The sequence below is a fragment of the Nocardioides sp. CCNWLW216 genome, from assembly GCF_037120545.1.
GTDB classification, from domain to species: domain Bacteria; phylum Actinomycetota; class Actinomycetes; order Propionibacteriales; family Nocardioidaceae; genus Nocardioides; species Nocardioides lianchengensis.
Genome location: NZ_JBBBBJ010000001.1, coordinates 371,343 through 384,682, shown reverse-complemented (window position 1 = coordinate 384,682; position 13,340 = coordinate 371,343). Strand labels below are relative to the sequence as shown.

At 71.9% G+C, this 13,340-nt stretch carries 10 protein-coding genes; 3 read left to right on the top strand and 7 right to left on the bottom strand.

Annotated elements, in window-relative coordinates:
- Nucleotides 1-12 precede the first annotated feature (12 nt).
- From glmM to rplM, 3 genes are read right to left on the bottom strand one after another with little or no spacing between them, the layout of a single operon-like run.
- On the bottom strand, nucleotides 13-1,356 hold the full coding sequence (glmM, locus tag V7S47_RS01845) for a phosphoglucosamine mutase (RefSeq protein WP_336559994.1): 1,344 nt from the start codon (nucleotides 1,354-1,356) through the stop codon (nucleotides 13-15).
- A 10-nt stretch (nucleotides 1,357-1,366) separates the two neighbouring features.
- Nucleotides 1,367-1,870 (bottom strand): 30S ribosomal protein S9, encoded by a 504-nt coding sequence (gene rpsI / locus V7S47_RS01840; protein ID WP_090849837.1) that lies wholly within the window; start codon nucleotides 1,868-1,870, stop codon nucleotides 1,367-1,369.
- A 38-nt stretch (nucleotides 1,871-1,908) separates the two neighbouring features.
- Nucleotides 1,909-2,352 (bottom strand): 50S ribosomal protein L13, encoded by a 444-nt coding sequence (gene rplM / locus V7S47_RS01835; RefSeq protein ID WP_090849835.1) that lies wholly within the window; start codon nucleotides 2,350-2,352, stop codon nucleotides 1,909-1,911.
- 237 nt (nucleotides 2,353-2,589) lie between these two features.
- Here rplM and V7S47_RS01830 point away from each other — a divergent pair, with 237 nt between their 5' ends.
- Entirely contained in the window at nucleotides 2,590-3,879 is a 1,290-nt protein-coding gene (locus tag V7S47_RS01830) for a citrate synthase (protein ID WP_090849834.1), read from the top strand.
- A 100-nt stretch (nucleotides 3,880-3,979) separates the two neighbouring features.
- A complete protein-coding gene (locus V7S47_RS01825) occupies nucleotides 3,980-4,624 on the top strand; it encodes an HAD family hydrolase (protein ID WP_336559993.1) in 645 nt (214 codons plus the stop codon).
- Between the two features lie 142 nt (nucleotides 4,625-4,766).
- Here the strand turns inward: V7S47_RS01825 and V7S47_RS01820 are convergent, their stop codons facing one another.
- Both V7S47_RS01820 and V7S47_RS01815 read right to left on the bottom strand, forming a co-directional pair.
- A complete protein-coding gene (locus tag V7S47_RS01820; protein ID WP_336559992.1) occupies nucleotides 4,767-7,229 on the bottom strand; it encodes a choice-of-anchor A family protein in 2,463 nt (820 codons plus the stop codon).
- 120 nt (nucleotides 7,230-7,349) lie between these two features.
- A complete protein-coding gene (locus V7S47_RS01815) occupies nucleotides 7,350-8,975 on the bottom strand; it encodes a long-chain-fatty-acid--CoA ligase (protein ID WP_336559991.1) in 1,626 nt (541 codons plus the stop codon).
- A 104-nt stretch (nucleotides 8,976-9,079) separates the two neighbouring features.
- Between V7S47_RS01815 and V7S47_RS01810 the strand changes: the two genes are divergently transcribed.
- Nucleotides 9,080-10,414, top strand: a complete 1,335-nt coding sequence (locus tag V7S47_RS01810; protein ID WP_336559990.1) for a S1C family serine protease — start codon at nucleotides 9,080-9,082, stop codon at nucleotides 10,412-10,414.
- 92 nt (nucleotides 10,415-10,506) lie between these two features.
- Here V7S47_RS01810 and V7S47_RS01805 read toward each other — a convergent pair whose 3' ends face one another.
- Nucleotides 10,507-11,523 (bottom strand): GNAT family N-acetyltransferase, encoded by a 1,017-nt coding sequence (locus tag V7S47_RS01805; RefSeq protein ID WP_336559989.1) that lies wholly within the window; start codon nucleotides 11,521-11,523, stop codon nucleotides 10,507-10,509.
- The gene (locus V7S47_RS01800; protein WP_336559988.1) at nucleotides 11,520-13,205 is read right to left on the bottom strand and encodes an ABC-F family ATP-binding cassette domain-containing protein; all 1,686 of its coding nucleotides are present in this window, start codon (nucleotides 13,203-13,205) and stop codon (nucleotides 11,520-11,522) included. The genes V7S47_RS01805 and V7S47_RS01800 overlap by 4 nt, the downstream gene beginning before the upstream one ends.
- Nucleotides 13,206-13,340 lie beyond the last annotated feature (135 nt).

Genomic DNA, 13,340 nt, shown 5'->3' with positions numbered 1-13,340 from the left:
GCCGAGTCGACCTCAGCCGAGGGCGAGCCGGTCGCGGACGACCGCGGCCAGCCGCTCGGCGACGCCCTGGGCGCCGTCCTGGGTCTCCGCCTCGACCATCACCCGGACCAGCGGCTCGGTGCCGGAGGCCCGCAGCAGCACCCGGCCGCTGCTCCCCAGGGCGGCCTCCTCGGCGGCGACCGCCTCGAGGAGGACCGGGTCGTCGGTGCGGGCGCGGTCGACGCCGGGGACGTTCAGCAGGACCTGCGGGAACCGGGTCATCACGCCGGCCAGCGAGGCCAGCGACTCCCCCGTCACGACCATCCGCTCCAGGACGTGCAGCGCGGTGAGCAGGCCGTCGCCGGTGGTCGCGAACTCGCGCTGGATGACGTGGCCCGACTGCTCGCCGCCGAGGAGGTAGCCGCCGGCGTTCATGTCCTCGAGCACGTAGCGGTCGCCGACGGCGGTCTGGCGCACGCGGACGCCGTGCTCCTCCATGGCCCGGAGGAACCCGAGGTTGCTCATCACGGTCACCACGACCGTGTCGTCGGCCAGCCGGCCGGCGTCGCGCAGGCCGAGGGCCAGGATGGCCAGGATCTGGTCGCCGTCCACGACCTCGCCGCGGTGGTCGACCGCCAGGCACCGGTCGGCGTCCCCGTCGAGGGCGAAGCCGGCGTCCGCGCCGTGCTCCAGCACGGCCGCGCGCAGCGGCTCCAGATGCGTCGAACCGCAGCCGTCGTTGATGTTGAGCCCGTCGGGCTCGGCGTTGATCGCGATCACCGTCGCGCCCGCCTCGGCCAGCGCGAGCGGTCCGGCCTCGGACGCGGCCCCGTGGGCGCAGTCGAGGACGACCTTCAGGCCGCTGAGCGGCTTGGTCGTCGCGACGAGGTGGGCGACGTACTCCTGGATCGGCGTGGCGTACGGCGTGACGCGGCCGACGTCACCGCCGGTGGGCGGCTCCCACGGCTGACCCATCCGCTCCTCGATGGCCTGCTCGATCGCGTCGTCGAGCTTGACGCCCCCGCGGGCCAGGAACTTGATGCCGTTGTCGGGCATCGGGTTGTGCGAGGCGCTGATGACCACGCCCAGGTCGGCGCCCAGGGAGTCGGTCAGGTAGGCGACGCCCGGCGTCGGGACCACCCGGACGCGCAGCACGTCGACGCCCGCGGAAGCCAGACCGGCCACCACGGCGTGCTCGAGGAACTGGCCCGAGATCCGGGTGTCCCGGCCGACCACGGCGAGCGGCCGCTTGCCGGCGTACTCGCCTCGGTCGACCAGCACCCGGGCGGCGGCGACGGAGAGGTCCAGGGCCAGCGAAGCGGTCAGTCGACCGTTCGCCAGACCCCGGACCCCGTCCGTGCCGAACAGACGTCCCACGAAGGAGACGTCAGCGCTTGCTGAACTGCGGAGCCTTGCGGGCCTTCTTGAGGCCGGCCTTCTTGCGCTCGATGACGCGGGCGTCACGCGTGAGCAGCCCGGCCTTCTTCAGCGCCGGGCGGTTGGCCTCGACGTCGATCGCGTTCAGGCAGCGGGCCACGCCGAGGCGCAGCGCGCCGGCCTGGCCGGTGATGCCACCGCCGTGGATGCGGGCGATGACGTCGAAGCGCCCGTCGAGCTGCAGCTCGGCGAAGGGCTCGTTGACGACCTGCTGGTGCAGCTTGTTCGGGAAGTACGACTCCAGCGTCCGGCCGTTCACGCGCCACTGGCCGGTGCCGGGGACGATGCGGACGCGGGCGACGGCCTCCTTGCGGCGGCCGGTGGCCCCCGCCGGAGCGATGGTCGCGGGACGCAGCGGGGCGTCGGCGGACGGGGCGCTCTCGGAGCTGTAGGCAACGCCCTGCTCGTCGGCCTGGAAGGTCTCCTCGACCTCGTTGGTCTCAGTGTCAGCCACTGTCAAATCCTCTTCAGATCTCGGTTCGGCGGGTGCGATTACTGGGAGATCTGGGTGATCTCGAAGGGAACGGCCTGCTGCGCCGCGTGCGGGTGCGTCGGGCCGGAGTAGACCTTCAGCTTCTTCAGCATCTGCCGACCGAGCTTGTTCTTGGGGAGCATGCCCCAGACGGCCTTCTCGATCGCCTTGCGGGCGTCCTTCTCCAGCAGCTCACCGATCGGGGTGGCCGAGAGGCCGCCCGGGTAGCCGGAGTGGCGGTAGGCCATCTTCGTCGTCTTCTTGGTGCCGGACAGGGCCACCTTCTCCGCGTTGATCACAATGACGAAGTCACCGGTGTCGACGTGGGGAGCGAAGATCGCCTTGTGCTTGCCACGCAGGAGGTTCGCCGAGGTGACGGCGAGCTTGCCGAGGACGATGTCCGTGGCGTCGATGACGTGCCACTGGCGGGTGATGTCCCCGGGCTTCGGGCTGTACGTAGGCACAGGTCTAGCCTTCTCGTTCGTTGGGACCCGGGCGGTCTGCCGACCGGGTGGGTGAAGACGCGCCTTCTGACGAACACTGCCCGGCTCGAACTCGTCCGGATCTGCCCTCGAAGAGAGAGCGGCAGGGGCGCGACCACTCAAGATACGGGCCCCGCGAGGCGCCGGTCAAAACGCCGAGGGGACCGTGACGCGGACACCGGGTGTCGGTGCTTTACCGGCAACGGATAAGTTGCGAGGGTGACTGATTCCCTCACCGTCCGTGACAACCGCACCGGACAGGAGTACGACGTACCGATCGTCGACGGCACCATCCGCGCTGCCGACCTCGGGAAGATCAAGGCCACCGAGGAGACCCCGGGCCTCGCGGTCTACGACCCCGGCTTCGTCAACACCGCCTCCTGTCGCTCCGCCGTCACCTACATCGACGGCGAGAAGGGCATCCTGGAGTACCGCGGGTACCCGATCGAGCAGCTGGCCGAGAAGTCCAACTTCCTCGAGGTCGCCTACCTGCTGATCAACGGCACACTTCCGTCCAAGGCCGAGTACGACGCGTGGGTGCACGAGATCACTTACCACACGTTCGTGCACGAGAACGTGAAGTCGTTCATGGAGGGCTTCCGCTACGACGCGCACCCGATGGGGATGCTGATGGCGTCGGTGGGGGCCCTCTCCACGTTCTACCCCGACGCGCGCAACATCTCCGACGCCGACAACCGGCACATGCAGATGGTCCGGATGATCGCGAAGATGCCGACCCTGGGCGCCTGGTCCTTCCGGCACGCGCAGGGCAAGCCGTTCGTCTACCCCGACAACGACCTCGGGTACACCGCGAACTTCCTCTCGATGCTGTTCAAGATGAGCGAGCAGAAGTACGAGCCCGACGAGCGGCTGGTCAAGGCCCTCGACGTGCTGTTCATCCTGCACGCCGACCACGAGCAGAACTGCTCGACCAACGCCGTCCGCTCGGTCGGCTCCTCGCAGGTCGACCCCTACTCCGCGGTCGCGGCCGGCGTCGGCGCCCTCTTCGGGCCGCTGCACGGCGGGGCCAACGAGGCGGTCCTGCGGATGCTGCGGCGGATCGGCTCGAAGGAGAACATCCCGTCCTTCATCGACGGGGTCAAGAACGGCAACGAGAAGCTGATGGGCTTCGGCCACCGGGTCTACAAGAACTACGACCCGCGCGCCAAGATCATCAAGAAGTCCGCCGAGGACGTCTTCGAGGTCACCGGCACCAACCCGCTGCTCGACATCGCCCTGGAGCTCGAGAAAATCGCGCTGGAGGACGAGTACTTCGTCAAGCGCAAGCTCTACCCCAACGTCGACTTCTACTCCGGCCTCATCTACGAGGCCTTCCAGTTCCCGCCGGAGATGTTCACGGTGCTCTTCGCCATCGGCCGTACGCCGGGATGGCTCGCCCAGTGGCACGAGCTGGTGCAGGACAAGGAGCAGAAGATCGCGCGCCCGAAGCAGATCTACACGGGTGACCGCCAGCTGACGTTTGCGCCCGCGTCGGAGCGCTGGCGCTGAGCGCAGCGAGGCCCCAGCGCTCCGACGAGGCACGGGACGGGTCGAGCAGCGGCGCGGCTGAGGAACGAAGCCGCGACCCGCGTACCGAGACCACACCGGCTTGAGCAAGCAGACCACGACGACCCCCGACGGCACGACACCGTCGGGGGTCGTCTGGGATCTGGGCAACGTCCTGATCGACTGGCAGCCGGCCGCGGCGATCGCGGCAGGCGTCGGCGCGGCGGAGGCGGCGCGCTTCCTGGCGGCTGACGACTTCGACTTCCTGGCCTACAACCACGTCCAGGACGCCGGTGGCCGCTGGGCCGACGCGGAGGCCTCGGTCGCCCGGTCCCACCCGCACTGGGCCGCGCACGCGCGGGCCTACCGCGAGCACTTCCCGCTCTCGCTGGTCGGCGAGGTGGCGGGCACGGTCGACGTCGTACGCGCCCTGCACGCGGCGGGCGTCCCGCAGTGGGGACTGACCAATTGGTCCGACGAGCTCTGGCCGCACGCGCCGGCGATGTTCGACTTCCTGGCCCTGCTCGACGGCGTCGTCGTCTCCGGCACCGAGGGCGTCGCCAAGCCCGACCCGCGGGTCTTCGCCATCGTCGGCGAGCGCGCCGGCCTGCCGCTCGGCGACCTGGTCTTCGTCGACGACCGGCCCGACAACGTCGCCGCCGCGACCGCGCTCGGCATGCACGGCCTGCTCTTCACCGACGCCGCCGCGCTCCGCGCCGCACTGGCCTCCCGCGGCCTGCCGGTCTGAGCCGCCCCGGGTCGCCCGCGGCCGTCGGCCGCCCACGATCGACGCAATTGCGCTGGTTACGGGTGAGTAGGTCGGCTACCGGCCCGTAACCAGCGCAATTGCGCTGTTCGTGGGCCGGGGCATGGCGGGGCAGGGCGGGCGATCAGCTCCGCCGCAGCACGACCCGTCGTACGTCGCGGGCGCCGCGGGCGGGGGTGACCACGACGTCGACCACCCGGGCGGTACGGCGCTTGCGGAAGGCCTTGCGGCCCTTCTTGGTCAGCTTCACCGTCACGACCGTGACCGTGCCGGCGCGCAGCGCGGCCTTGCCCTGGGCGAGGACCGTGCGGCCGGAGCGCAGGACGACCGTCCCGGTGCCGGGCATGGACGAGACGACGCGGACGACGGCGACCTTGGCGGTCGCCCCGGCGGCGGCAAGGGCGGTGGCGGTGACGGCGCCGGGCTGGACGCTCATCGAGACCGAGGCGCTGTTGTTGGCCGGGTTGGCGTCCTCGGAGGTCGAGGTGACCGTGGCGGTGTTGTCGACGACCACCGGGAGGTCGTGGCCGCGGACCTCCGGACCCGGCCGGTCGCCGAGGCACTCCAGGTCGAGGAGCACCTGCTGGGCACTGCCCGTCGTGTTGAGCAGCCGGAAGGCGCGAGCCTTCAGCCGCGGGTCGTTGCCGAGGTGGACGACGCCGGCGGGCAGCGACCAGGTCGCGGTGATGCCCTTGGCCAGGTCGGAGCAGATGACCTGCTCCTCGACGACGGCGCCCGGCGGGACGGTGACGGTCCGGGCGACGTGCTGCAGCGCCAGGTCGTGCGTGTGGCCGTCGGCCGCGGACACCTCGCGCCGCAGGCAGCGCAGCGACGGGACCACGGTGGTCGCGTCGTCCAGGTCGAAGACGAACCGCCAGCCGGTCGCGCCCACGGGCTCGGACCCCGACCAGCGCGGGGCGCCGCCGGTGGTCGTGTAGCCGGGGACGATCGGGACGGTGCCGGTCGGGCAGGACAGGGTGGCGGTGCGCCGCCCCGCGGCCCACGAGTACGACGCCGTCACGGGGTTGGTGTCCGCGTCCAGCGCGTGACGGTGGCCCTGGGTGACCTCGGTCGTCGGCGGCAGGCAGACGACGAACGCCTTGGCCTGGGCGCGGCCGGCGGCGTCGTTGCGCACGACCGCCTTCCAGGTGCCGAGGCCGGTGGACTCCTGACGCAGCACCCGGACGTCGGTGAGGGCACCGGTGCCCTGGTCGACGTGGTCGACGCGGAGCTGGCCGTCGCTGAGGATCGCGCCGACCCTCGGGCAGCCGACCGACACCGTCCTGGTCTCCCCCGGCTCCAGGTCGACCTGCCACTCGTGCTTGGTCGGGGTGAGCTCGTGCAGCGCCCAGCGGTCGTCCGAAGCGCCCGCTCCGGCGACGGGGTCCGCGGTGACGGCGAGGCCGTACGACCGGGACGCGCCTGGGGCGAGGGTGCCCGCGGCGCAGGTGACCGTGCGGCCGGAGACGGTGCAGCCGCTCGACAGGGACTCGAGCGTGACGCCGACGGGCAGCACGTCGCGGACGACGACCCCCGTCGCGGCGGCCGCACCGAGGTTGCGGGCGGTCAGCGTGTAGGTGACCTGGTCGCCGCCGCGCGGGCTGACGGTCGACACGGTCTTGGCGACGGAGACGTCGGAGCGCTGCTCGGGTGCCTCCGGCTCGGTCGGCGTGGACGTCGTCCCCGGCAGGCAGACGGTGGCGGGCAGGAAGGCGACGTGGGTCTCGTTGGGCGAGCGGAACGACTTCGCCACGACCTGCCCGACGAGGACGCCGAGCTGCACGGTGACGTCCGCACGAGGGGCGATCACGTGACCTCCGAAGTCGGAGCCCACGTCGAACCGGAGGCTGGTGGCCTCCGGGAAGTTCCAGATGAACGGCCCGCGGGCGCGGACCCCGGCCGTGGTCGGCTGCGCGCCGCCCGGCGTGAGGGTCATCTTGCTGGTGATGCTGACGGAGGCGCCGCGGACGTTGACGAGCACCGCGGCACCGGTCGGGACGTCGTACGCGATGGTCTTCGCGGCGGTCAGCTCGGACTGGGTGAGCGTGAAGACGTTGAGCTTCGGGTCGGAGCCGCGGAGCACGATGATCCGGTTGACGACGTCGCTCTGCTCGACCAGCGTGCCGGTGGCCGCGGCGGCGCCCCACTGGGTGGAGGCCGCGCGCAGCTGGGCGAAGGCGGTGGCGAAGTCGATCGGGTTGGCGCTGAGGTAGCTGCCGCCGCTGTTGTGGTTGACGCCCGACTTCGGGACGACGTACGCGCTGCCCTTGTTGAGGTTGAACCACTCGCCGTGGCTGCCCGCGACGACCAGGGTCGGAAAGGTCTTGGCCACGGTCAGGTCGGACCCGACCGTCATGCCGGTCGGGAGGTTTCCGCCGTAGGCGACCGAGCCCTCCGACTCCGAGGTGCGGTGGCCGTCGCCCTCGACGAACTCGGTCCAGCCGGTGGCCTGGCCGAGCGGGTGGACGGTGTCCACGCACACGGTCCCGGCCGAGGCCGGCAGCCCGGTCACGGTCACCGTCAGTCCGGCCAGCGCGAGTGCCAGCGCCGCCAGTGCGGCGACGCGGACGCGTGCGAACCCTCCCACGACACCACCCCCCAGTTCTCGTCGTCACCGTGACCCTGGCAGGGCCGCGAGCGCGCACGGAAGGGCTGTGGAGGAGCCGTTACCGGCCTGTGGGCGCACTGGTGGTGCCCCGTGGACCGGTCAGTTCACGGAGCGCTCGCGCCCCTCCCAGTACGGCGCCCGCAGCTCGCGCTTGAGGATCTTGCCGGTGGGGTTGCGGGGCAGCAGGTCGAGGACGTCGACCGACTTGGGGCACTTGTAGTGGGCGAGGTGCTCGCGGCACCACGCGATCAGCTCGTCCTCGGTGGCGGAGGTGTCGGGCTTCAGCGCGACCACGGCCTTCACCGACTCGCCCCAGCGGTCGTCGGGGACGCCGATGATCGCCACCTCCATGACCGCCGGGTGCTCGGCGAGCACCCGCTCGATCTCGGGGCTGTAGATGTTCTCGCCGCCGCTGATGATCATGTCCTTGAGCCGGTCCTCGACGAAGACGTAGCCGCCGTCGTCGACCTTGCCCATGTCGCCGGTGCGGAACCAGCCGCCGTCGACCAGCACCTGCGCGGTCTCCTCGGGCTTGCCCAGGAAGCCCTTCATGACCTGCTTCGAGCGCAGCCAGATCTCGCCGTGCTCGCCGACCGGCAGGTCCTCCAGGGTGCCGGGGTCGACGATCCGGACCTCGACCCCCGGGATCGGACGTCCGGCGGAGACCAGCCGCTCCGGGTGGTCGGGGTCGCGGTGGTCCTCGGGCATCAGGTGGGTGGCGACGCCGGCCACCTCGGTCAGGCCGTAGACCTGCACGAAGTCGGTGTCGGGCCAGGCCTCCATCGCGGCGCGCAGCAGCGGGAGCGGCATGGGCGAGGCGCCGTAGGTGTAGGTCTTCAGGGCCCCGAAGAGCCGGACGGCGTCCGGCCCGGCCTGCAGGACCTGCGCGAGCACGGCCGGCACCAGGAAGGTGCGATTGGCGCCGTTCAGGATGGCCCCGGCCAGCGAGGCCCCGTCGGGCTCGCGGGTCATCACGCTCGCGACGCCGTCGTGCATGCCGAGCAGGACGTACGACGAGCCGCCGACGTGGAACAGCGGCATCGCCACCATCATCTTGTCGTCGGCGTCCAGCGTGAGGCCCTCGTGGGAGCAGACGGTGTGCTCGACCATGTTGGTGTGGGTGAGCATCACGCCCTTGGGCCGCCCCGTGGTGCCGGAGGAGTACATCACCAGACACACGTCGTCGGGCTCGACGTCGGCCGACCGCCCGACCGGGGTCGCCGCCGCGAGGAAGGCCTCGTACGCGTCGCCCTCGGCGCCGTCGGGTGTCACCTCGATGATCGTCTCGACCTGCGTGAGCCGGTCCCGGATCTTCTCGATCGCGGGCATCAGCTCGGTGCCGACCACCAGGACCCGGGCCCCGCTGTCGTTGACCGCGTAGTCGATCTCGTCGCCGGCGAGGCGCCAGTTGATGATCGCGTTGGCCGCGCCGAGCGACCCGGCGCCGAGGCTGATCTCGACGCACGCGGGGTGGTTCTTGTCGAGGAACGCGACCACGTCGCCGCGACCGATCCCGAGCGCCTGCAGCCCGCCCGCAGCCCGTCGTACGCGGTCGTCCCACTCGCGCCAGGTCCAGGTGCGGCCGAGGTAGGTGAGGCACTCGGCGTCGGGGCGGGTCGCGGCCCAGTGGGCCACGCGGTCGTCGACGAAGCGGGCGACCGGCGCGTCGCCGAAGGGGGTGTGGGTGGCGGCGTCGACGGCCTCGGGGGCGGCAGTGGCGTTCATGCGCCGATGGTGACCCACATCACAGACGGGGGCAAGGGCGCTTCTTCGCGGTCTTCCAGCCCGGTCTCAGCATCATCACAGGCTTCCTGGTCACAGTCATGGGTATGAACGACCGCCACCACGACGACACCCAGCCGGTCTACCCCGGCACCCCGCAGGACCCCGCGACCGACACCGCGAACCACCCGGTGTTCGGTCCCCCGCCGCCGCCCCCGTCCTTCCCGCCCCCCGGCGCGACCTCGGGCCCGGCGCAGACCGAGGTCCTGGTGCAGCAGCCGCCCCACCGCGGCCGCAAGGGCTTCGCGGCCGCCGTCGTCGCCGCCGCACTCGTCGTGGGTGGCGCCGCCGGTGTCGGGGGCGCGGCCGCCTGGTCGGCCTTCGACGACGAGCCCGCGAGCGGGACGGCGTCCCCGTCGGGCCGCACCACCTCGCAGGTCGTCGACACCCCGGACGGCCCGGCCGCCGACGGCTCGGTCGAGTCGGTCGCCTCCTCGGTGCTGCCCTCGGTCGTCAAGATCAACGTCAGCGGCTCCGACGGCGCCGGGTCCGGCTCGGGCATCATCCTGAGCTCCGACGGTCAGATCCTCACCAACAACCACGTCGCGTCGCTCGCCGGCGAGGGCGGCAAGATCTCGGTCTCGTTCAACGACGGGACCAAGGCCGACGCCGAGGTGGTCGGCACCGACGCGCTGACCGACCTCGCGGTGATCCAGGCCCAGGACGTCGACGGCCTCACGCCGGCCACCCTGGGGTCCTCCGACGAGCTCGCCGTGGGCGAGGGCGTCGTGGCCATCGGCTCGCCGTTCGGCCTCGACGCGACCGTCACCAGCGGCATCGTCAGCGCGCTCAACCGACCGGTGGACGTGGGCTCCGACGGCAACGGCAACACCACGGCGTACCCCGCCATCCAGACCGACGCCGCGATCAACCCCGGCAACAGCGGTGGCGCCCTGGTCGACATGAACGGCCACGTGGTCGGGATCAACTCCTCGATCCAGTCCACCGCCTCGTCGTCCAGCCAGGAGAGCGGCTCGATCGGCCTGGGCTTCGCCATCCCGATCGACGACGCGATGCCGATCGTCGAGCAGATCATCGACGGCGAGACCCCGACCCACGCCCGGCTGGGCATCACGGTCTCGAACGTCGGCGCCGAGCAGGGTCAGGGCGGCGGGCTCCCGCAGCAGCAGTCGGAGGCCACCGTCGAGGGCGCCGAGATCCAGGAGATCGGTGACGGCTCCGCGGCCGGCAAGGCCGGCCTCGAAGGCGGCGACGTCATCACCAAGGTGGACGACCAGCTGGTCTCCAGCTCCGACGACCTGATCGCCACCATCCGGTCCTACCGGCCCGGCGACACCGTCACCATCACGTTCCAGCGCGACGGGTCCGAGAAGACCGCCGAGCTGAAGCTGGACTCCGACGGCTCGACCTCGCGGTCCTGACGTCGGGCTCTCCGGGGGGAGAGATCGGACCCCGTCACCGGTACGCCGGTGGCGGGGTCCGTGGCATTTCGGGGGCCGTCGGGGAGCAGGTCTCAGAGCCGCTTCTGGAACTCCGCCAGCCGGGCGACCGGCACGAAGCCGAGCCGGTCGTTGACGCCGATCATGTGGTCGTTGACCTCGGCGTTGTAGGTGACGACCTTCGCCAGGCCGGGGTGGCGCTCCTGCAGCAGCCGCAGGTTCGCCACCTTCAGCGCGAGCCCCAGCCGGTGACCCCGGTGGTCGGTGCGCACCAGGGTGCCCCACTGGTAGGCGCGGTCGGACTCGTGCACGGTGACGGCCAGGTCGGTGTAGGCGACCACCTCGCCGACGGCCGTGAGCGCGACGGTGTTGATCTTGCTGCGCCCCTGCTGGGCGACCACGGCCTCGCCCTCGCGCACCGCCGTGGCACTGGCCGCCTCGGGCTCCACGTCGAGCTCGCCGGTCGGGGCCTCGGTCATCAGGGTCGACGTGAGGTCGGCCCAGCCCTGCAGGAGCTCGTCGGGCACCGGGCCCACCCAGGACCGGAGCGTGTACGACGCGTGGTGCGGCGCCGCCTCCGCGGCCAGCCGGTCGAGCAGCCCGTCGGCCACCGGCAGCGCGAGCTCCCGCTGCACGTCGCTCAGGGCGAGCGCGTAGCCGGCGGCCCGCGCGAAGTCCGGCCCGGGCGCGCCCGCGCCGTCGGCGCCGGCGTCGTAGGCGAAGGCGGCCTCGCCGCCGAGGATCGTCCGGCCGTGCTCGCGGGCGACCCGCTCGAGGTGGGCGACCATCGCGGCGCCGTGGCCGCGGCGCCGGTGAGCGGGCAGCACGTGGACGCTGAGCTCCGCCCGGTCGAGGTTGTCGAGCAGCGGGACCCGCATCCAGCCGGTGGCCACGACCTCTCCGTCCACCACCCCGCTCCAGCCGGCATGCCAGGCGCGGCTGGTGCGCTCGCGCAGCAGGACCCGCACCTCCTCCAGCTGCCAGACGACCGCGTGCTCGCCCATCCCGTGCGCCTGGGCGACGGCGTACACGTGGTGCCAGGCGTCGACCGCGGGGCCGTCGTCGGGGTCGAGCTCGCGGACCTCGATCATCGCGCGCGCTGCACCCGGCCCTCGTCCCACACGGGACCGTCCGACTCGTAGACCGCGCCGTCGGCGCCGTACACGAGGAACCGGTCGAAGCCGCGGGCGAACCAGCGGTCGTGGGTCACCGCCAGCACGGTGCCCTCGAACGCGGCCAGGCCCTCCTCCAGCGCCTCGGCGGACTGCACGTCGAGGTTGTCGGTGGGCTCGTCGAGGAGCAGCAGGGTCGCGCCGGAGAGCTCCAGCAGCAGGATCTGGAAGCGCGCCTGCTGGCCGCCGCTGAGCGACTCGAACGGCTGCTCGCCGGCGTGCGCCAGCTCGTAGCGGTCCAGCACCCGCGCGGCCTGCTCGCGGCCCATGCCCTGCCGACCGTCGGGGTGTCCGTCGCCGCGGTGCAGCACCTCCAGCAGGGTCCGGCCGATCAGCTCGGGGTGCTCGTGGGTCTGGACGAACCAGCCCGGGCGCACGCGTGCGCCGAGCTTGGCCTTGCCGGTGTGCGGGACCGGGCGGATCTCGGCGTCACCGACGGGCCGGTGCTCGACGTCGGGGTCGCTGCCGCCGGCCGCGAGCAGGCGCAGGAAGTGGGACTTGCCCGACCCGTTCGAGCCGAGCACGGCCACGCGCTCGCCGTACCAGACCTCGAGGTCGAAGGGCTCCATCAGCCCGGTCAGCCCGAGGTCCTCGCACACCACCGCGCGCTTGCCGGTGCGGCCGCCCTTGAGGCGCATCGACACCTGCTGCTCGCGCGGCTGCTCCATCGGCGGCCCGGCCTCCTCGAACTTGCGGAGCCGGGTCTGCGCGGCGCGGTACTGGCTCGACATCCCGTCGTTGTACTCGGACTTGACCTTCAGCCGGAGCACCAGCGCCTTGATCTTCGCGTGCTCCTCGTCCCAGCGCTTGCGCATCTCCTCGAAGCGCGCGAAGCGGTCGCGGCGCGCCTCGTGGTACGACGCGAACCCGCCCGGGTGGGTCCACACGGTGTTGCCAGCGGCCCCCAGCTCGACCGTCACGACGCGGGTCGCGGTGTTGTTGAGCAGCTCCCGGTCGTGACTGATCATCAGGATCGTCTTGTCCGACTCGCGGACCCGCTGCTCCAGCCAGATCTTCCCCGGTACGTCGAGGTAGTTGTCCGGCTCGTCGAGCAGCAGCACCTGGTCGGGACCGCGGAGCAGGAACTCCAGCACCAGCCGCTTCTGCTCGCCGCCCGACAGCGTGGTCAGCTCGCGGTACTTGGCCCGGTCGTAGGGCAGCGCCAGCGCGGCGATGGTGCAGACGTCCCAGGTGACCTCGACGTCGTAGCCGCCGGCGTCGGCGTACTCCCCCAGCGCCGTGGCGTAGGCCATCTGGGTCTTCTCGTCGTCGCTGTCCATCAGCGCCAGCTCGAGGCGATCGACCTCGGCGGCGGCCTCGCGCACCCGCGGCGGGGAGACGCTCAGCAGCAGGTCGGCCACCGTGGTGCTGCCGACCGCGACGTGCTGGCGCATCACGCCCAGACCGCCGCTGCGGGTCACCGCGCCGGCGTGCGGCTGCAGGTCGCCGGTGATGATCCGCAGCAGCGTCGTCTTGCCCGCCCCGTTGGCGCCGACCAGCGCGACCTTGGCCCCCTCGCCGACCCGGAACGAGACCTCGTCGAGCAGCACCCGCCCGTCGGGCAGCTCGTAGCGGACTCCTGCGACATCGACGTGACCCACGTCGACGAATTGTCCGTCATCGGGGGGTTGCGGGCATCTTCTTTACGTCGTGGGGCGTTGTCCTGCTTCCCGGATCACCGGATCCGTGCGGCGCGCACATCGTGACAGTTGCACTGTCACGGCATGATGGGCGCG

Coding starts and splice junctions, on each gene's coding strand:
- V7S47_RS01805 (WP_336559989.1), bottom strand. CDS start 11,523: ATGATCGAGGTCCGCGAGCTCGACCCCGACGACGGCCCCGCGGTCGAC.
- V7S47_RS01810 (WP_336559990.1), top strand. CDS start 9,080: ATGAACGACCGCCACCACGACGACACCCAGCCGGTCTACCCCGGCACC.
- V7S47_RS01815 (WP_336559991.1), bottom strand. CDS start 8,975: ATGAACGCCACTGCCGCCCCCGAGGCCGTCGACGCCGCCACCCACACC.